Source organism: Streptococcus lishijunsis, from assembly GCF_047290665.1.
Lineage (GTDB): Bacteria > Bacillota > Bacilli > Lactobacillales > Streptococcaceae > Streptococcus.
In genome coordinates this window covers 12,034-30,942 of the sequence record NZ_JBLBUC010000003.1, presented here as the reverse complement: position 1 = coordinate 30,942, position 18,909 = coordinate 12,034, and the positions used below count along the sequence as shown (strand labels likewise).

Below are 18,909 nucleotides of genomic sequence, written 5' to 3'. Positions count from 1 at the left end.
GTAAAATATAAAACTCATAAGGAGAGTATTGTAATGTCAATTATTACTGATGTTTACGCACGCGAAGTCCTAGACTCACGCGGTAACCCAACACTTGAAGTTGAAGTTTATACTGAATCAGGTGCTTTCGGACGTGGTATGGTTCCTTCAGGAGCTTCTACTGGTGAGCACGAAGCAGTAGAACTTCGTGATGGTGACAAGTCTCGCTACAACGGTCTTGGAACTCAAAAAGCTGTTGACAATGTAAACAACATCATTGCTGAAGCACTTATCGGCTATGACGTACGTGACCAACAAGCTATCGACCGTGCGATGATTAAGCTTGACGGTACTCCAAACAAAGGTAAATTGGGTGCTAATGCTATTCTTGGTGTTTCTATCGCTGTTGCTCGTGCAGCTGCTGATTACCTTGAAGTGCCACTTTACAACTACCTTGGCGGATTCAACGCAAAAGTACTTCCAACTCCAATGATGAACATCATCAACGGTGGTTCACACTCAGACGCACCAATCGCTTTCCAAGAATTTATGATTCTTCCAGCAGGTGCACCAAGCTTTAAAGAAGCACTTCGTTGGGGTGCTGAAATCTTCCACACATTGAAGAAAATCCTTAAAGAACGTGGACTTGAAACAGCTGTTGGTGACGAAGGTGGATTCGCACCTAAATTTGATGGTACTGAAGATGCTGTAGAAACTATCATCAAAGCTATTGAAACAGCTGGTTACAAACCAGGTGAAGAAGTATTTATCGGATTTGACTGTGCTTCTTCTGAATTCTATGAAAACGGAATCTACGACTACACTAAATTTGAAGGTGAAGGCGGAGCTAAACGTACTGCAGCAGAACAAATCGACTACCTTGAAGAGTTGGTTAACAAATACCCAATCATCACTATCGAAGATGGTATGGATGAAAACGACTGGGAAGGTTGGAAAGCTCTTACTGAACGTCTAGGCGATCGTGTTCAATTGGTTGGTGATGACTTCTTCGTTACAAACACTGACTACCTTGCAAAAGGTATCAAAGAAGGTGCTGCTAACTCAATCCTCATCAAAGTTAACCAAATTGGTACTTTGACTGAAACATTTGAAGCTATCGAAATGGCTAAAGAAGCTGGTTACACTGCCGTTGTATCACACCGTTCAGGTGAAACAGAAGATTCAACAATCTCTGATATCGCAGTTGCAACTAACGCTGGTCAAATCAAGACAGGTTCATTGTCTCGTACAGACCGTATCGCTAAATACAACCAATTGCTTCGTATCGAAGATCAACTTGGTGAAATCGCTGAATACCGCGGTTTGAAATCATTCTACAACCTTAAAAAATAATCCTTGATATAGCAAGGTTTTCGGAGTCTATCTTTTAGAGATAGACTCCTTTTTTGAGGAAAAGGGGCAAAAAAGGGGCAAAACTTTTTTAATTAGCCCCTTTGATTTGCAATGTGATTTAAAACATTGACTGCTTTACTGCTCAAATTTTGTGTAAAAAATCAAAAAAAAGATTGCTAATGTAGCTGAAATTATATACAATAAAGATGTAAAGTACTAGAGAAAGTGAGCAGAGGCGAAATCAAATGACAGCTATTATTATTGTTGCGTTGCTTGCGATTGTTATTGCTTTATATGCTGGGGATAATCGATAGGAGGGCTATATGAAAGCTGATTCCAAAGCGATTGAATAGTTGCTCCAAAATGTCACTCAGTATCGCATTGCTAAAGATACAGGCGTTGCTCAGTCGAAGTTGTCAGGTATCAAGAAAGGATTAGAGAATTCAGAAGATATAAAGGCGATAAAGATTGGGAATTTAACGCTTGATGTGGCTAGTCGATTGACTGAGTATGCTAAAGAAGTTCAAGAAAAAGGTTAATACAGGAGGTTGTTATCATGGATAGTTGGATTGTGTTTATATTTGGTGGCTTATTGGTATTGATTCCTTGGCTTTTCGGTGTAAGTGATGAGCAGGTTAAGTATAAACGTAATCGTATGATTGCCGATGAGTATGAGAAGCGTTATAAAGATAACGACAAAGATAAACAATAAGAGATAGGCTCTAGCTTTTGGCTAGGGTCTTTTTGATGCTCTACCCTAAAAAGGGCTGATCTAGCGGGCACCTTAGCTCAATAGCAATGATCTTGAAAATAGGCCTCTAAGGCTCTCTTAGGCAGGTTTGTTAATAGATGATTATTCCTAGGCTAGGTCGTCAAAGAGAGTAGAGGAGCCACACAGGAGGCTTTAGCGAGCTTTTCAAGCTTGGTCAATGACTAATGAATCATAAAATCAAGGACATGCTCAAGGAAGAATGCTTAGACAAATCGATCAAAAGACAAGTGAGAGGATTGCTGATATTAGGGAGCAGAATGCCTTTTGATTGGTGGACGATGATTGACAGTGACATCATTTTGTGATATATTTGACATATTAGTGGATAAGAGTTTATAGAATAGCAGGTGGTTTCATGTCCAAGGAGAAACAAGACCAACATCAATTACGAATTCAAAAGTTATTAGTGAGCATTCATTTTGTGACGCTTTTTCGTGATGAGTTGAGATGGTTGGACAAGTCCAGCTCATTACAGGGGACTGGCTATTCTACTCGCCAAGTCAAAGAGGAAACGCAGGATATCTTACAAGTCATCGAGTCGATGGACAAGCAGACACGTTTGATTCAATCTATATTTTGGTATGATGAGCCGTCTTTCAAGCTTATGGATAGGACCTTAGAAGTAGTTGAAAACTGGCTTAAAGGGATTGAAGCCATTTTTGAAATATGTCAGAAAAAAGAGCTATTTCAAGCGATTATCAGAGATAAGCGTAATGTGAGTTTTGCGGTTTTATCAGATGTCTATACGTCTTTGATAGCCATTTACCGCTCTTTGCAAGATTTTGATGACCAAACGCAAGCTCAAGTTGCTTCCTTAGTGGCTAAAACATTGACTAATACAGATACAGAGGATTTACTCTCTCTGAAGTTTGAGCGTTAAAAAGGACTTGACAGACATCCTTAATGTCGTTATAATGTGTAAAATATAACCTTTAAGATAGTCCAGAGAGGCTAAAAAGGGAACCTGATAAAGAACTTAAAAGCTCGGCTTTTATGTTATTTTTCATGCTACCTCGCCTACTGGGCGAGGTTTTTTAGTGGGAAAGAGGTTCTTGATATGCTAGGTAAAGAAAAGATGACAATTATCAGTCAAAAAGAGATTGCACCCAGGATTTATGAGCTTGTTTTAGAAGGAGACTTGGTCTTAGAGATGGCTATTGGTCAGTTTCTCCATATTCGTGTACCTGACCCTAGTAAGCTTTTGCGTCGTCCGATTTCTATTTCTGATGTAGATAAGGCTAATAAGCAAGCTCGCTTGATTTACCGTGTTGAGGGTGCTGGGACAGAGCTATTTTCAAGCTTGAGCGCTGGTGATAAGCTAGACTGTATGGGACCTCAAGGAAATGGTTTTGATATTTCGTTTTTGTCAGCAGGAAAGACGGTCCTTATTATTGGAGGAGGTATTGGCGTACCTCCTTTGCGCGAACTAGCAAAGCAACTTCAAAAGAAAGGTGTCAAGCTAACAATCGTTCTAGGTTTTGCGACTAAGGAGGCCGTTATTTTAGAAAAAGAGCTGAGCGAGTATGGGCAAGTCCATATCACGACAGACGACGGTTCTTATGGTGTTAAAGGTTATGTCTCGACGATTGTAGATGGTTTGAGAGATGATTTTGATGCAGTTTATGCTTGTGGTGCACCAGGTATGCTTTCTTATGTAGATCAACGGTTTGAAAAACACCCTCATGCGTATATCTCAATGGAATCACGAATGGCGTGTGGCATGGGAGCTTGCTATGCCTGTGTGGTGCATCTCAAAAATCAATCAGATGAAGCTAATCAGCGTGTCTGTGAAGATGGTCCTGTTTTTAAGACTGGTCGTATTCGTTTAGATTAGAGAGGAGATATGATGACTGATAATCGTTTAGCTGTTAGTTTACCAGGGCTTGATCTTAAAAATCCTATTATACCTGCTTCAGGTTGTTTTGGATTCGGACAAGAATATGCTAAGTATTATGATTTAGATATTTTAGGGTCGATAATGATTAAGGCAACTACCAAGGAAGCGAGATTTGGCAATCCAACTCCTCGTGTTGCAGAAACCCCTTCTGGCATGCTTAATGCTATTGGATTGCAAAATCCAGGAGTGGCTAATGTGGTGAAGGATAAGCTTCCTTGGCTTGAAAAGCATTATCCGACTTTGCCGATTATAGCTAATGTTGCAGGCTTTTCGACAGATGAGTATGCCTATGTTTCTGAAAAAATATCAAAAGCTCCCAATGTCAAAGCTATTGAGCTAAATATCTCTTGTCCTAATGTGGATCATGGTAATAATGGTTGCTTAATAGGTCAAGATCCCGATTTGGCTTATGCTGTTATTAAAGCGAGTGTGGAGCACTCAAGTGTGCCAGTGTATGTCAAATTGACACCTAGTATCACTGATATTACGACTATCTCAAAAGCTGCAGAAGCCGCAGGTGCTGCTGGTTTGACGATGATTAACACTTTGGTTGGGATGCGTTTTGATCTCAAAACGCATAACCCCATCCTTGCGAATGGGACTGGTGGTATGAGTGGACCTGCTATTTTTCCTGTCGCCTTGAAATTGATACGACAAGTTGCTATGTCAACGGACTTACCTATTATTGGTATGGGAGGTGTCGATAGTGCAGAAGCGGCGCTTGAGATGATGATAGCAGGTGCTTCAGCAATTGGCGTTGGAACAGCTAACTTTACAAATCCTTACGCTTGTAGGGATATTATAGACCAGCTACCAAGTGTCATGGATAAGTACGGTATCAGCAGTCTTGAATCGCTAAGACAAGCTGTTAAGGAAGATTTACGCCCTTAATTAAAAAGAGCATTGTGCTCTTTTTTTCGTTTACTTTCTGAAACTCCCAAAATAGAACACAGATTTGTGCAAAACTTGCACTTTTTTTCGTTACATTCATCACATATAATGAAAGAGTAGTAAGAAAATATTAAGGAGTGTCAGATAATGACGAATTTTGATAGTAAAGACTATTTAGCTAAAGTAGATGCGTGGTGGCGTGCTGCCAATTACATCTCAGTTGCTCAGATGTATCTTAAAGATAACCCACTACTTCGCCGTGACATTGAAAAAGAGCATGTCAAAGTGCATCCTATTGGTCACTGGGGAACGATCTCAGGTCAAAACTTCATCTACGCCCATCTCAATCGTGCCATTAATAAATATGATTTAGATATGTTTTACATTGAAGGACCTGGACACGGTGGTCAAGTAATGGTGTCTAATTCTTATATTGATGGTTCTTATACAGAGCGTTATCCGCAAATCACACAAGACGAGGAAGGGTTAAAGACTCTTTGTAAGATTTTCTCTTTCCCAGGTGGTATTGCATCACATGCGGCACCTGAAACACCTGGTTCTATTCATGAAGGTGGAGAACTCGGTTATGCGCTATCGCATGCGACAGGAGCTATTCTTGATAATCCAAATCTTATTGCAGCGACAGTGATTGGAGATGGTGAGTCTGAGACTGGTCCACTGGCAGCTGGTTGGTTTTCAAATACCTTTATCAATCCTGTCAATGATGGCGCTGTGCTTCCTATTCTTTATCTTAATGGTGGTAAGATTCATAACCCAACTATTCTTGATCGTAAGACAGATAAGGAATTGACGGATTACTTTAACGGTCTAGGGTGGAAACCTTACTTTGTCGCAGGAACAGACCCTGAGCTTGTCCATGTGCAAATGGCTGAAACCTTGGATGCCGTTATTGAAGAAATCAAATCTATCCAAGAGGCTGCGCGTCAAAAATCTGCTCAAGAAGCTAGTCAAGCTCAGTGGCCAGTCCTTATTGTTCGTATTCCAAAAGGATGGACTGGACCAAAAGAGTGGAATGGTGAAGCGATTGAAGGTGGTTTCCGTGCGCACCAAGTGCCAATTCCAGTAGAAGCAGGCAATATGCAGTATATTGATCATCTCACTGATTGGCTCAATTCTTATCGACCAGAAGAGTTGTTTGATGACAAAGGTTATGTCAAAGAAGAAATTCGTGCCATTTCACCTAAAGGCGATCGTCGTATGTCTATGAACCCTGTAACCAATGCAGGTGTAGTTCAAAAACTGGACTTGGCTGATTGGCGCAAGCATGCCATTGATACAAGTAAGCCTGGAGCTACAATGGCTCAAGATATGATTGAGTTTGGTAAATACGCTGCTGATTTGGTTGAAAAGAATCCAACAAACTTCCGTATCTTTGGTCCAGACGAGACTAAATCCAACCGTCTTAATAATGTCTTTTCAGTTACCAATCGTCAGTGGTTGGGACGTCGTGACGAGAATTATGATGAGTGGTTGTCTCCTGCTGGTCGTGTTATTGACTCACAATTATCAGAACACCAAGCAGAAGGTTTCTTAGAAGGTTACGTGCTTACAGGACGTCATGGCTTCTTTGCCTCTTATGAGTCCTTCTTACGTGTTGTTGATTCGATGATTACACAACACTTTAAGTGGCTACGTAAATCAAAGACACATGCGCCTTGGCGTAAAAATTACCCATCTCTTAACTTAATTGCGACCTCAACGGTATTCCAACAAGATCATAATGGCTACACTCACCAAGATCCAGGGCTTTTGACACACTTAGGTGAGAAGCGCCCTGAGTTTATCCGTGAGTATCTGCCAGCCGATTCAAATAGTCTCTTTGCGGTTATGGAGCATGCTCTTGCTGATGAAGATAAGGTCAACTTGATTGTTACCTCAAAACACCCACGACCACAGTTCTATTCTGTTTCTGAGGCAGAAGAGTTGGTTCGTGAGGGTTACAAGGTCATTGATTGGGCATCAACAGATAAAGGTGGTGAACCTGATGTGGTTATCGCAGCTGCTGGTACAGAGCCTAACTTAGAGGCACTAGCAGCGATTAGTATTCTACATCAACAGTATCCAGATCTTAAGATTCGTTTTATCAATGTCGTTGATATCTTGAAACTACGCTCACCAAAAGTAGATCCACGTGGTTTATCAGACGATGAGTTTGATGCACTGTTTACGACAGATAAGCCAGTTGTCTTTTGTTACCATGGTTATGAAGGACAAATCCGTGATCTCTTCTTTGATCGCCATAATCATAATGTTTACATTCATGGTTACCGTGAAAATGGAGATATCACAACACCATTTGATATGCGTGTTCTCTCTGAGATGGATCGCTTCCATGTGGCTAAAGACGCAGCGGTGGCAGTTTATGGTAGTCAAGCAGCATATTTCGCACAAAAGATGGACGATACCATTACATTCCACAACAGCTATATCCGTGAACATGGTGACGATATTCCAGAAGTCCGTGATTGGAAATGGGAAAATATCAACTAATAAAAAGAGGTTAAACACCTCTTTTTTCTTGACATTTTTACTGAAAATGGCTATGATATAAATGATAGAACCTTTAAAGAAGTCCAGAGAGGCTACGAAGGGATAGACGTTAAAAAAAGGGCTTACCCTTACTTTTGTCGTGCAACCTTGCCTCTATGTGCAAGGTTTTTAGTTTATAAAGGAGTATGACATGATAGAAAAACGCCCGATTATCGCTTTAGATTTTCCTTCTTTTGATGAGGTAAAGCGATTTTTAGCTCAGTTTCCCAAAGAAGAGAAGCTCTATGTTAAGGTGGGAATGGAGTTATATTATGCGTGTGGTCCTGACATTATTACTTATATCAAGGCATTAGGGCATAGTATTTTTTTGGATTTAAAATTGCACGATATTCCAAATACCGTAAAATCTGCCATGAAGGTATTGTCACAACTGGGAGTGGATATGACAAATGTCCATGCTGCAGGCGGCGTGGAGATGATGAGAGCCGCTAGAGAAGGTTTTGGAGATTGTGGTAAGCTTATTGCGGTGACTCAGCTGACATCAACAAGTGAAGAACAGATGAGAGATGATCAAAATATCCAGACAAGCTTGAGTGATTCTGTAAGACATTATGCCAAAAAAGCAGCAGAAGCTGGACTTGATGGGGTGGTTTGTTCAGCCCATGAGGTGGAGTTGATTCACACAGCAACCTCACAGGATTTTATTTGTTTGACTCCTGGTATTCGTCCAAGCGGAGCAGCTATAGGGGATCAAAAGCGTGTTATGACGCCTAAAGAGGCAAGACGTATCGGTTCACAGTATATTGTTGTTGGGCGTCCTATCACTCAAGCAGATAAGCCGTTAGAGGCTTATAGGGCTATTTATGAGGAGTGGAATGCATAGTAGCTATGAGCTACAAGAAGGCTTTGAAAGAAAAGAGGTATAACATGACATTAGCAACACAAATCGCAGCAGATTTATTAGATATTAAGGCAGTGTATTTAAAACCAACTGAGCCATTTACATGGGCTTCAGGGATTAAATCACCTATTTACACCGATAATCGTATTACCTTGTCTTATCCTGAGACGCGTACTTTGATTGAAAATGGTTTTGTTGAAAAGATTAAAGAGGTATTTCCAGAAGTCGAGGTGATTGCTGGAACAGCGACAGCAGGGATTCCGCATGGAGCGATCATTGCAGATAAAATGGATCTTCCTTTTGCTTATATCCGTAGTAAACCAAAAGACCACGGTGCTGGAAATCAGATCGAAGGACGTGTTGTCAAAGGGCAAAAAATGGTTGTGATTGAGGATTTGATTTCAACAGGTGGCTCAGTCCTTGAGGCAGTAGCAGCAGCTGAGCGTGAAGGGGCTGATGTGTTAGGAGTCGTTGCTATATTTACTTATGAGTTGCCAAAAGCGACTAAAAACTTTGCTGATGTAGGGGTTAAGTTAGTTACTTTATCTAACTACACAGAGTTGATTAAAGTGGCAAAAGTTCAAGGTTATATTGATGCTGATGGTTTGATGCTATTGAAAAAGTTTAAAGAGAACCAAGAGACTTGGCAAGACTAACGATAAGCTTAATAGGAGGCTGATATGGGATTTTACGAGCGTTTAGTGATACATCAACGACTTGAAACAGAAACAAGCCGATTTATTTATTTCAAAGATGCTCTTTTGTCAGAGCGCTACGATGCTAATGTTTTAGCTTACAAGAAGATGCCCAGCTTAATGGAGATCCAGTCTGATATAGCTTTTGTGCGCCAAGCGCAAAAGGATTATCCTAGTGATTATGTGCAGATAGATTTTCCTGAAAATGCTACTCTGCCTAGGCTACTGGATGATTATGTGACACAAGAAGGTTTTGAGCGTTCAACTTACCTTATCTTTTGGGCTACTAGTGAGGATTTGGTTTTGTCTTCCAAAAAAGTGGAGGGCGTGTCTGTTCATCGCTTAGATGAAGAGTTGTTTGAGCGTTATTATCATTACATCTATCCAAGCTTAGAGGCGTATGGTCAAGTGTACGCGCAGCAGATGTTTAAGTATAAAAAGGGCTTTATAGAAAATCCTCAAGCGAGTATTTTTCTAGCTCTAAAGGATGAGTCTATCGTTGGTGAGATAACGGCTTGGTATCATGGAGATAGTGTTGAGTTTGATGAATTTGAAGTGGTAAAAGAGCTTAGAGGACAAGGCATTGGCTCCTTGCTAGAAAAAGCAGCTATGACTAAGTCAGTCAGTAACGTTATCTTAATTGCCGAAGAAGAGAATCGTCACCTTTATCAACATCAAGGCTTTAAAGAAGTCGGACATTATCAACATATCTTTAAGAAATATGATTAACTGAGGATAAGTATGGAACATTCACGTTGGCATGAGCGAATTAAGCAAGAATTGCCAGAGCATTATTTTGCAAAAATCAATCAGTTTATGGATGAGGTTTATGCATCAGGAAAGATTTACCCCCCACGCGACAAGGTTTTTGCAGCCTTACAGATGACTCCTTTGGAGGATGTAAAGGTGCTTATTTTAGGGCAAGACCCCTATCATGGTCCCAATCAAGCTCAAGGCTTGTCCTTTTCAGTACCAGATGATGTAGCTCCTCCTCCATCGCTACAAAATATTTTGAAGGAGCTAGCAGATGACATCGGGGAGCGTTCGCATCATGATTTATCACAGTGGGCACAGCAAGGGGTTCTTTTGTTGAATGCCTGTCTGACTGTTCCTGAGCATCAAGCTAATGCGCATGCTAATGGGATTTGGGAGCCCTTTACAGATGCTATCATCAAGGTTGTCAATCAAGAAGAAACACCTGTGGTCTTTATCTTGTGGGGGAGTTTTGCGCGAAAAAAGAAGGCGCTGATAACAGCTAAACACCATCATATCATTGAATCGCCTCATCCAAGTCCGCTTTCTGCTTATCGTGGTTTTTTTGGTAGCCATCCTTTCTCACGTGCCAATGCTTACTTGCAAGCTGATGGTCGCAGTCCGATAGATTGGCTACTCTAGAATAAAGGAGACATTATGTTACTGATTAAAAATGGTCGTGTGGTTGACCCTAAATCGCACTTTGATAAGGTGTGTGATCTTCTTATCCATCAAGGGCGTATCAAGGCAATTGGTGAGGCTTTAGAGGCTGATGAGGCTGAAGTGATTGATGCGTCAGGTCTTGTCGTAGCACCTGGTTTAGTTGATATTCACGTTCATTTTCGTGAGCCAGGTCAGACTCATAAAGAAGATATCCATACAGGAGCGTTGGCAGCGCAAGCTGGTGGTGTGACTAGTGTGGTTATGATGGCAAATACCAGCCCTACCATCTCTGATGTCGATACACTAAAGGAGGTCTTAGAGCAAGCTAATAAGGAAGCCATTCATATCCATAGTGTCGCCACTATTACAAAAGCGTTTGATGGTCAACATTTGACGGATTTTAAGGCACTGTTAGAAGCAGGAGCGGTTGGTTTTTCAGACGACGGTATTCCTCTGACAAGCTCTAAAGTGGTCAAAGAGGCTATGGATTTGGCTAAGGCAAATGGAACATTTATCTCACTACACGAAGAAGATCCTGAGCTAAACGGCGTTCTTGGGTTTAATGAACACATTGCCAAAGAAGCGTTTCATATCTGTGGGGCGACAGGTGTGGCAGAGTATAGCATGATTGCGCGTGATGTTATGATTGCCTATGATAGAGAGGCGCATGTACACATCCAACATCTGTCAAAGGCTGAATCGGTTAAGGTGGTTGCTTTTGCGCAGGCTTTGGGAGCCAAGGTTAGCGCAGAAGTGGCTCCGCAGCATTTCTCTAAGACAGAGGATTTGCTATTAAGCAAAGGAGCTAATGCCAAGATGAATCCTCCCCTTCGCTTAGAGTCAGATCGACGAGCTGTCATTGACGGTTTGAAATCAGGAGTGATTTCCATTATTGCAACAGACCATGCCCCTCATCATAAGGATGAAAAGGCTGTCGAGGATATCACGCAGGCACCGTCAGGGATGACAGGGCTTGAGACCTCTTTATCATTAGGTTTGACCTATTTGGTCGAAACAGGAGAGTTGAGTTTGTTAGATTTTCTGGCTAAAATGACTTGTAACCCAGCTGAACTATATGGATTTGATGCAGGTTATTTAGCAGAAGGCGGTCCTGCGGATATTATCATTTTTGCAGATAAGGAAGACAGAATAGTGACTCCGCAGTTTGCCTCGAAAGCAGCTAATTCACCGTTTGTTGATGAGCAGTTAAAAGGTGTTTTGAAATATACCATTTGTAATGGACAAGTGGTTTACCAAAATAATTAGAAAAAGCTGACAATTCAGCTTTTTTCTTGTGTTCTAGCAAGGATTCTGTTTGTTAGAGAGGGTCATTTTAAAACAAATATGCCTCACTGTCCAGAAATATTCCTAAATCTCACTATTAGGACTATTATTTTTGGTATAGGAGTGTTAAAATAAAAATAACATTTAGTTGGCTATTGTTGTTTATTGGTGGTCAGATGATGACTTATAATGGCATTACAAGACGAAGGCGTTGGAGAAGTAGTAGTTCAGTATAGTCAGTAAGGACAAACTTAAATAACACTAGTTTTGGACTAATTTGCTACTTACACGTATTTGAGTCATATGATAAAGTAAGTAGCATTAGAGAGGATTATTATGGAAGCAAACTCTAAATTTATTGAATGGTTGATTGAAAACGAAACGCAGTACCGTATCAGTAAGGAGACAGGTATTCCTCAACAGACCATCTCTAAGATTGTCAGAGGGGAGCGAAAGATTGAAAATCTGAGCTTACGTGTGGCAAGTGCTTTGACGGATTATGCTAAACGTATTTACCCAGACAAATAGCCCTAAAAGCCCAGTAGATATGGTATAATAGAGCTATATCAAAGTGGAGGGAGCATACCATGAAAAGAAAAAGTTTAGTGATATTACTAGCCAGTGTATTGGCATGTGTCTTAGTTGGTTGTAGTCAAGCTAGCCGAGTGAGCAATAATCTAGCGCAAGAAGCGGATAACTTTAATACTGTTCGTAAAGTGACCGTGTTAAACGCTATTACCAATGATATTATGTTTGAGATGTCAGGTAGAATGTCCATTAAAGCGGATACGCAAGACCATCAGCTAGAAGTGATTGTTGAAGATGAAAATGGTCAGTATCAAAAACATATTGTTGGGTTATCAGACAATGTTTCTTATGTTGTGCAAGACGTGACTAGTAAGGACGTTGATAAATACAAGTACACCATTAACTTCAATCCTAAGATGTGGGTTCCAGTAGGTGTTGAGAAGGTTGACTAGAGCTCAAAAACTGAATTATTTGTTACGAGGGGGATAGTCTTTTTATTTCAGATAGTTGCATAGCGATTTAAACACTTAGAGTTCTCTAGGTGTTTTTTGTATAGTCAATGACAATCGTTGCTATTTTGATAGGAAGGTAGCTGATATGACAGTTGCTTGAAAATCTAATGATATCATTCTATATCATTTGCAACTGTGTTAAAAAAATGTTATATTATGTATAATTTATCCACTTTCAGTCGTGTTTTAAGTATCGGAGAATTGTATGAAAACTAAACGAGCTAATCATTATGAAGAAACGTCCCGTAAATCACGGGTAAAAATGCATAAATCAGGTAAGCATTGGGTACGTACGGTGATGTCTCAGATTGGTCTAACCCGTTTGTTTAAGGGTGGAGACTCTAGCGAGATGGTGGTTATTAGTCAAGCGAGCGAGAGTTTGGAGAGACCGTCTATGTCTAGGAGCCTGCTAAAGAGTGCGGCAGCGCTTAGTGCTTTGGCAGGTGGGACAGCGGCAGGTGTAGCCTTAGCTGAGGAGACGCCAGTTCTTGAAAAGACGCAAGCGACAGATACCTTGGCGACTACTGATGAGGTGGTCTTGCCATCTAGCGACGCTACATCTCTAGAAACGGCTACTACTAGCGTAGATGCAGCTTCTACGACAGATACTAGCGCGGTTGTGTCAGAGAGCCAAGTGTCAGAAGACCAGGCTTCCTTATCGCAATCTCAATCTGACTCCCAGTCTGTATCTCAATCACAGTCCCAATCCCAATCGTTGAGCTTGTCAGTGAGCGAGTCTCTGTCAGAATCAGTGAGTGAGTCCGTCTCAGAGTCTATCAGCGAGTCAGAAAGTCTATCTAGCTCAGAAAGCAGCTCTCAGTCTATATCTGAGTCAAGCTCCCAATCAGCCTCTGAGTCAGTGAGCGACTCGGCGTCTGATAGTCAGTCGGATAAGAAGAGTAGTAGTCATTCAGACAGTTTATCTAGCTCAGAGGTGAGTGGTAGTGAGTCGCTTTCCATGAGTGAGAGTGAGAGCGATGATAGGGCGCGTCAAGAAAGCTTAGAGCAAGCTAAGGAGGCCTTGAGTCAAGCGTTGAGCGGCTCAAGCTCTTATGACACCTCTAAGATGACCCAAGTAGAGCGTGTGGGTTATGAAGTATTGCAACTGGAGGCTAAGCAGTTGGTTAGTCTGATGGACAACCTCTTGACCTCAAGTGCGATCAGCCAGAGTCAAGTAGATGACGTCTTAAGACGTGCTAACCAACTCACACGCTATCTCCAAGACCCTGCGACGATTGAGGGTGTCTCAGTGCCAGATGGCTTTCGTGTTGAAAGTGATGTAACCACTAATAATGGTCGCCCAGATCAGGCTGTTTCAGCAGATTTACCAGGTTATTCAGTGACGCAAAAAATAGATACAAGTCTGCCTTATGATCCTACTGAAGGCTTCTTTACGGCATTTGTATTTAAAAACGATGCAGGAGATTATTTAGTTATTTCCCTCAATCGTGATAGAGAGATTTATCTTAGTACCTATGACAGTGCTCAGACCATGACAGATAGGGCAGAACTGCCAACAGATGGGGCGCAAGTGACCTTAGGTGGTTGGAATGTTACTGCTACAAGTAGAAGCATTCGTGTTTCACTGGCGTCAAATGGTGTCGTTACGAGTCTCTTTGGTTTTCAAAATACACCAGTGACGGGAACTAGGGTACAGATTAGTAATTTACCGACTTATGTAACACAAACAACGCACCACGTTTATCAAGATGGTACAACAGCTCACCCAGATGTGGTGCAGTCAGGTTGGACCTACTCAAACTACACAACGGCGCCTGTTACAGTGTCAGATGGCGTTTTGGTACAAACGATAGGTAATAGAAATGGTGAGTTAACCGTAAATACGGCTAGCCAAGAAGTGACTTATGTCTATGATAAAAGTATTTCAGAGTCCATTTCAGAGTCTGAAAGTACTTCGATATACACATCTGAAAGTGTGTCACAATCACTGCAAGTCAGTGAATCAGAGTCTTTATACGAGTCTCAGTCACTATCTCAAAGTAACTCTCTTTCAGAATCAGTCCATATCTCTATGAGTGAGTCGGCTTCAGAATCTGTTATTGTCTCTGAATCTGTGAGTGAATCAGTCAGCGAATCCGTATCGGAGTCCATCTCAGAATCTGTCAGTGAGTCAGTTTCCGAATCAGTAAGCGAATCTGTATCAGAATCAATTTCAGAATCAGTCAGCGAGTCCGTATCAGAATCTATTTCTGAATCTGTAAGTGAATCCCTCTCAGAATCGGTAAGCGAATCAGTGTCAGAGTCAATCTCAGAATCAGTCAGCGAGTCCGTATCTGAATCTATCTCAGAATCCGTGAGCGAATCCGTCTCAGAATCCCTCTCAGAATCGGTAAGCGAATCCGTATCTGAATCAGTCTCTGAATCCCTTTCAGAGTCAATTTCCGAGTCTGTGAGCGAATCCCTTTCAGAATCATTGAGCGAATCAGTGTCAGAGTCAATTTCTGAATCGGTCAGCGAATCCGTATCGGAATCTATTTCTGATTCCGTGAGCGAATCAGTGTCAGAATCTATCTCTGAATCAATCAGTGAATCTGTTTCCGAGTCAATTTCAGAATCGGTCAGCGAATCAGTGTCTGAATCCCTTTCAGAATCAATTAGTGAATCAGTCTCTGAATCCATTTCGGAATCATTGAGCGAGTCCGTGTCTGAATCTCTTTCAGAATCTGTGAGCGAATCAGTTTCCGAGTCATTGAGCGAATCAGTGTCAGAATCTATCTCTGAATCAATCAGTGAATCAGTTTCCGAGTCAATGTCTGAGTCCGTGAGCGAGTCCGTCTCAGAATCCATCTCTGAGTCAGTCAGCGAGTCAATGTCTGAGTCAATCTCGGAATCAGTGAGTGAATCCGTCTCTGAATCCATCTCAGAATCGGTCAGCGAATCTGTGTCAGAGTCACTTTCAGAGTCAGTGAGTGAATCAGTCTCAGAGTCAATTTCTGAATCCGTATCGGAATCTATCTCTGAATCAATCAGTGAATCAGTTTCCGAGTCAATTTCAGAATCTGTGAGCGAATCAGTCTCTGAATCCCTCTCAGAATCAGTCAGCGAATCAGTGTCTGAATCTATCTCTGAATCAATCAGTGAATCAGTTTCCGAGTCGATTTCTGAATCGGTAAGTGACTCAGTGTCCGAGTCAATTTCTGAATCCGTTAGTGAGTCTGTATCGGAATCAATCTCTGAGTCCGTGAGCGAGTCCGTATCTGAATCCATCTCAGAATCCGTGAGCGAATCCGTCTCAGAATCCCTCTCAGAATCGGTAAGCGAATCCGTATCTGAATCCGTCTCAGAATCCCTTTCAGAATCATTGAGCGAATCAGTGTCAGAGTCCCTTTCCGAGTCTGTGAGCGAATCCCTTTCAGAATCCATCTCGGAATCGTTGAGTGAATCTATCTCAGAATCCCTTTCAGAGTCTGTTAGTGAATCAGTCTCAGAATCGGTTTCAGAATCCTTGAGTGAATCAGTTTCAGAGTCAATTTCTGAATCGTTGAGCGAATCAGTTTCAGAATCTATCTCTGAATCAATCAGTGAATCAGTTTCCGAGTCAATTTCTGAATCGGTCAGCGAATCAGTGTCTGAATCCATCTCAGAATCAGTAAGCGAATCAGTGTCTGAATCCATTTCGGAATCATTGAGCGAGTCCGTGTCTGAATCTCTTTCAGAATCGGTAAGTGAATCCGTTTCAGAATCAATCTCAGAATCAATTAGCGAGTCCGTGAGCGAATCCGTTTCCGAGTCCCTTTCAGAATCTGTGAGTGAATCCGTATCGGAATCTATCTCAGAATCCGTGAGCGAGTCCGTTTCCGAGTCCATCTCAGAATCCGTGAGCGAGTCCGTATCAGAATCCATCTCAGAATCATTGAGTGAGTCAGTCTCAGAATCGATTTCGGAATCATTGAGCGAGTCTGTGTCAGAGTCCATCTCAGAATCAGTAAGTGAATCTGTTTCAGAGTCGATTTCAGAATCATTGAGCGAGTCTGTGTCAGAATCAGTCTCAGAATCGGTAAGCGAATCTGTCTCAGAATCCCTTTCAGAATCAATCAGTGAATCTGTTTCCGAGTCAATTTCTGAATCGGTAAGTGACTCAGTGTCAGAGTCAATTTCTGAATCCGTTAGTGAGTCTGTATCTGAATCAATCTCTGAGTCCGTGAGTGAGTCCGTGTCTGAATCAATCTCAGAATCAGTCAGCGAGTCCGTATCTGAATCAGTCTCTGAATCCCTTTCAGAATCATTGAGCGAATCCGTTTCCGAGTCAATTTCCGAGTCTGTGAGTGAATCAGTGTCAGAATCCCTTTCAGAATCCGTGAGTGAATCAGTTTCAGAATCTATCTCTGAATCAATCAGTGAATCTGTATCAGAGTCACTTTCAGAATCGGTAAGCGAATCAGTGTCTGAATCCCTTTCCGAGTCCGTAAGCGAATCCGTCTCAGAGTCCATCTCAGAATCATTGAGTGAATCAGTGTCAGAATCTATCTCAGAATCATTGAGCGAATCAGTGTCAGAGTCAATTTCTGAATCGGTCAGCGAATCCGTATCGGAATCTATTTCTGATTCCGTGAGCGAATCAGTGTCAGAATCTATCTCTGAATCAATCAGTGAATCTGTTTCCGAGTCAATTTCTGAATCGGTCAGCGAATCAGTGTCTGAATCCATTTCGGAATCAGTCAGCGAATCAGTGTCTGAATCCATCTCAGAATCAGTCAGCGAATCAGTGTCTGAATCTATCTCTGAATCAATCAGTGAATCTGTTTCCGAGTCAATCTCTGAGTCAGTCAGCGAGTCAATGTCTGAGTCAATCTCGGAATTAGTGAGTGAATCCGTCTCTGAATCAATCTCAGAATCAGTCAGCGAGTCCGTGTCAGAATCTATTTCTGAGTCAGTAAGCGAATCCGTTTCAGAGTCCATCTCAGAATCCGTGAGCGAGTCCGTGTCTGAATCCCTTTCAGAGTCAATTTCCGAGTCTGTAAGCGAATCCGTTTCAGAGTCTATCTCTGAATCAGTAAGCGAATCAGTGTCAGAGTCAATTTCTGAATCCGTGAGCGAATCCGTATCAGAATCCATTTCAGAATCAATCAGTGAATCAGTTTCCGAGTCAATCTCCGAATCGTTGAGCGAATCCGTATCAGAATCTATTTCTGAGTCAGTCAGCGAGTCCGTATCTGAATCAATTAGTGAATCAGTATTAGAATCTATCTCTGAATCAATCAGTGAATCTGTTTCCGAGTCAATTTCAGAATCATTGAGTGAGTCAGTTTCCGAGTCAGTATCAGAATCGATTTCGGAATCATTGAGCGAGTCCGTGTCAGAATCCCTTTTTGAGTCCGTGAGCGAATCCGTATCAGAGTCAATTTCTGAATCAGTATCGGAATCAATCTCAGAATCTGTAAGTGAATCAGTCTCCGAGTCAATTTCAGAATCATTGAGCGAGTCCGTATCAGAATCCATTTCAGAATCATTGAGTGAGTCAGTATCAGAATCGATTTCGGAATCATTGAGCGAGTCTGTGTCAGAGTCAATCTCCGAATCGTTGAGCGAATCAGTTTCCGAGTCAATCTCTGAGTCCGTAAGTGAATCCGTGTCAGAGTCCCTCTCTGAGTCAATAAGTCCTAGTGAAACAGAGTCCACAAGTTTATCGTCTAGCACGACTTTATCAGAGAGCAGCAGTACCTCTGAATCATCTGTGGAGTCAGTGTCTGAGTCTGTGAGTGAATCTCTATTAGAATCCAATTCTGAATCTATCAGTCAGATGACATCAACAAGCTTTTCAGAGTCCATAAGCCATTCAACCTCATCTTCTCAAAGCCTATCTGACTGGATCAGCGAGTCTATAAGTGTGTCGCAATTAGCATCACTATCTGAGAGTTTAGTAAGCTCAGAGTCATCGAAAGGAAGTTTATTACCAAGTAGCTCTGAGGTAGGTGTAAGCCCTGTGAAGCAGATGGTTTATACATCGGCTCATAGCCAAACAAAAGCGCGCTATAGTTTACCTCGTACAGGAGATAAAGATTCTGGTGCAACTTTACTAGGAAGTGCAGCATTGTTTGGAGCCTTTGTTTTAGGTCGCAAGAAAAAAGATGACAACTAAGAACTAACTCATCATGATGATACTTATAGTAAAAACTCCTCTTTGAGAGGAGTTTTTACTGTTATCACAA

15 protein-coding genes and 1 pseudogene are annotated in these 18,909 nt (G+C 41.6%); all 16 read left to right on the top strand.

The features are described 5' to 3' along the window. Positions 1-33 precede the first annotated feature (33 nt). The 16 genes and pseudogenes from eno to ACLN19_RS02375 all read left to right on the top strand — a co-directional run bounded on the left by eno (position 34) and on the right by ACLN19_RS02375 (position 18,839). Positions 34-1,332 carry a surface-displayed alpha-enolase gene (gene eno / locus ACLN19_RS02450; RefSeq protein WP_413382920.1) on the top strand — a complete coding sequence of 433 codons (1,299 nt, stop codon included), beginning with the start codon at positions 34-36 and terminating at the stop codon, positions 1,330-1,332. Positions 1,333-1,685: 353 nt separating this feature from the next. After that, positions 1,686-1,871, top strand: coding sequence for an XRE family transcriptional regulator (locus ACLN19_RS02445; protein WP_413382918.1), 186 nt, complete (start codon positions 1,686-1,688; stop codon positions 1,869-1,871). 17 nt (positions 1,872-1,888) lie between these two features. After that, complete coding sequence (locus ACLN19_RS02440) at positions 1,889-2,044, top strand: hypothetical protein (protein WP_413382916.1); 156 nt, start codon at positions 1,889-1,891, stop codon at positions 2,042-2,044. A 415-nt stretch (positions 2,045-2,459) separates the two neighbouring features. Beyond that, positions 2,460-2,984 carry a hypothetical protein gene (locus tag ACLN19_RS02435; protein WP_413382914.1) on the top strand — a complete coding sequence of 175 codons (525 nt, stop codon included), beginning with the start codon at positions 2,460-2,462 and terminating at the stop codon, positions 2,982-2,984. An 87-nt stretch (positions 2,985-3,071) separates the two neighbouring features. Then, on the top strand, positions 3,072-3,938 hold the full coding sequence (locus ACLN19_RS02430) for a dihydroorotate dehydrogenase electron transfer subunit (protein WP_413383122.1): 867 nt from the start codon (positions 3,072-3,074) through the stop codon (positions 3,936-3,938). Positions 3,939-3,950: 12 nt separating this feature from the next. Beyond that, the gene (locus ACLN19_RS02425; RefSeq protein ID WP_413383120.1) at positions 3,951-4,892 is read left to right on the top strand and encodes a dihydroorotate dehydrogenase; all 942 of its coding nucleotides are present in this window, start codon (positions 3,951-3,953) and stop codon (positions 4,890-4,892) included. A gap of 147 nt (positions 4,893-5,039) precedes the next feature. Further along, positions 5,040-7,403 (top strand): phosphoketolase family protein, encoded by a 2,364-nt coding sequence (locus ACLN19_RS02420; protein WP_413382912.1) that lies wholly within the window; start codon positions 5,040-5,042, stop codon positions 7,401-7,403. A gap of 190 nt (positions 7,404-7,593) precedes the next feature. Beyond that, positions 7,594-8,286 carry an orotidine-5'-phosphate decarboxylase gene (pyrF, locus tag ACLN19_RS02415; RefSeq protein WP_413382910.1) on the top strand — a complete coding sequence of 231 codons (693 nt, stop codon included), beginning with the start codon at positions 7,594-7,596 and terminating at the stop codon, positions 8,284-8,286. Positions 8,287-8,330: 44 nt separating this feature from the next. Next, positions 8,331-8,960, top strand: a complete 630-nt coding sequence (gene pyrE, locus ACLN19_RS02410; RefSeq protein WP_413382908.1) for an orotate phosphoribosyltransferase — start codon at positions 8,331-8,333, stop codon at positions 8,958-8,960. 24 nt (positions 8,961-8,984) lie between these two features. Then, positions 8,985-9,728: a GNAT family N-acetyltransferase gene (locus ACLN19_RS02405; RefSeq protein ID WP_413382906.1), complete on the top strand. Its 744-nt coding sequence runs from the start codon at positions 8,985-8,987 to the stop codon at positions 9,726-9,728. A gap of 12 nt (positions 9,729-9,740) precedes the next feature. Next, positions 9,741-10,394: a uracil-DNA glycosylase gene (locus ACLN19_RS02400; protein WP_413382904.1), complete on the top strand. Its 654-nt coding sequence runs from the start codon at positions 9,741-9,743 to the stop codon at positions 10,392-10,394. A 15-nt stretch (positions 10,395-10,409) separates the two neighbouring features. Then, complete coding sequence (locus ACLN19_RS02395; RefSeq protein ID WP_413382902.1) at positions 10,410-11,681, top strand: dihydroorotase; 1,272 nt, start codon at positions 10,410-10,412, stop codon at positions 11,679-11,681. Between the two features lie 354 nt (positions 11,682-12,035). Continuing rightward, positions 12,036-12,227, top strand: a complete 192-nt coding sequence (locus tag ACLN19_RS02390; protein WP_413382900.1) for an XRE family transcriptional regulator — start codon at positions 12,036-12,038, stop codon at positions 12,225-12,227. A 59-nt stretch (positions 12,228-12,286) separates the two neighbouring features. After that, positions 12,287-12,679, top strand: coding sequence for a beta-sandwich lipoprotein (locus ACLN19_RS02385; RefSeq protein WP_413382898.1), 393 nt, complete (start codon positions 12,287-12,289; stop codon positions 12,677-12,679). A 265-nt stretch (positions 12,680-12,944) separates the two neighbouring features. Further along, a pseudogene (locus tag ACLN19_RS02380) lies at positions 12,945-17,822 on the top strand (accessory Sec-dependent serine-rich glycoprotein adhesin); the annotation flags it as partial. 633 nt (positions 17,823-18,455) lie between these two features. Further along, positions 18,456-18,839 carry an LPXTG cell wall anchor domain-containing protein gene (locus ACLN19_RS02375; RefSeq protein ID WP_413383118.1) on the top strand — a complete coding sequence of 128 codons (384 nt, stop codon included), beginning with the start codon at positions 18,456-18,458 and terminating at the stop codon, positions 18,837-18,839. Positions 18,840-18,909 lie beyond the last annotated feature (70 nt).

Excerpts from the sequence above, each read along its gene's own strand:
- ACLN19_RS02425 (WP_413383120.1), top strand. The coding sequence starts at position 3,951 with ATGACTGATAATCGTTTAGCTGTTAGTTTACCAGGGCTTGATCTTAAA.
- ACLN19_RS02405 (WP_413382906.1), top strand. The coding sequence starts at position 8,985 with ATGGGATTTTACGAGCGTTTAGTGATACATCAACGACTTGAAACAGAA.
- pyrF (WP_413382910.1), top strand. The coding sequence starts at position 7,594 with ATGATAGAAAAACGCCCGATTATCGCTTTAGATTTTCCTTCTTTTGAT.
- ACLN19_RS02440 (WP_413382916.1), top strand. The coding sequence starts at position 1,889 with ATGGATAGTTGGATTGTGTTTATATTTGGTGGCTTATTGGTATTGATT.
- pyrE (WP_413382908.1), top strand. The coding sequence starts at position 8,331 with ATGACATTAGCAACACAAATCGCAGCAGATTTATTAGATATTAAGGCA.
- ACLN19_RS02395 (WP_413382902.1), top strand. The coding sequence starts at position 10,410 with ATGTTACTGATTAAAAATGGTCGTGTGGTTGACCCTAAATCGCACTTT.
- ACLN19_RS02400 (WP_413382904.1), top strand. The coding sequence starts at position 9,741 with ATGGAACATTCACGTTGGCATGAGCGAATTAAGCAAGAATTGCCAGAG.
- ACLN19_RS02420 (WP_413382912.1), top strand. The coding sequence starts at position 5,040 with ATGACGAATTTTGATAGTAAAGACTATTTAGCTAAAGTAGATGCGTGG.
- ACLN19_RS02390 (WP_413382900.1), top strand. The coding sequence starts at position 12,036 with ATGGAAGCAAACTCTAAATTTATTGAATGGTTGATTGAAAACGAAACG.
- ACLN19_RS02385 (WP_413382898.1), top strand. The coding sequence starts at position 12,287 with ATGAAAAGAAAAAGTTTAGTGATATTACTAGCCAGTGTATTGGCATGT.
- ACLN19_RS02435 (WP_413382914.1), top strand. The coding sequence starts at position 2,460 with ATGTCCAAGGAGAAACAAGACCAACATCAATTACGAATTCAAAAGTTA.
- eno (WP_413382920.1), top strand. The coding sequence starts at position 34 with ATGTCAATTATTACTGATGTTTACGCACGCGAAGTCCTAGACTCACGC.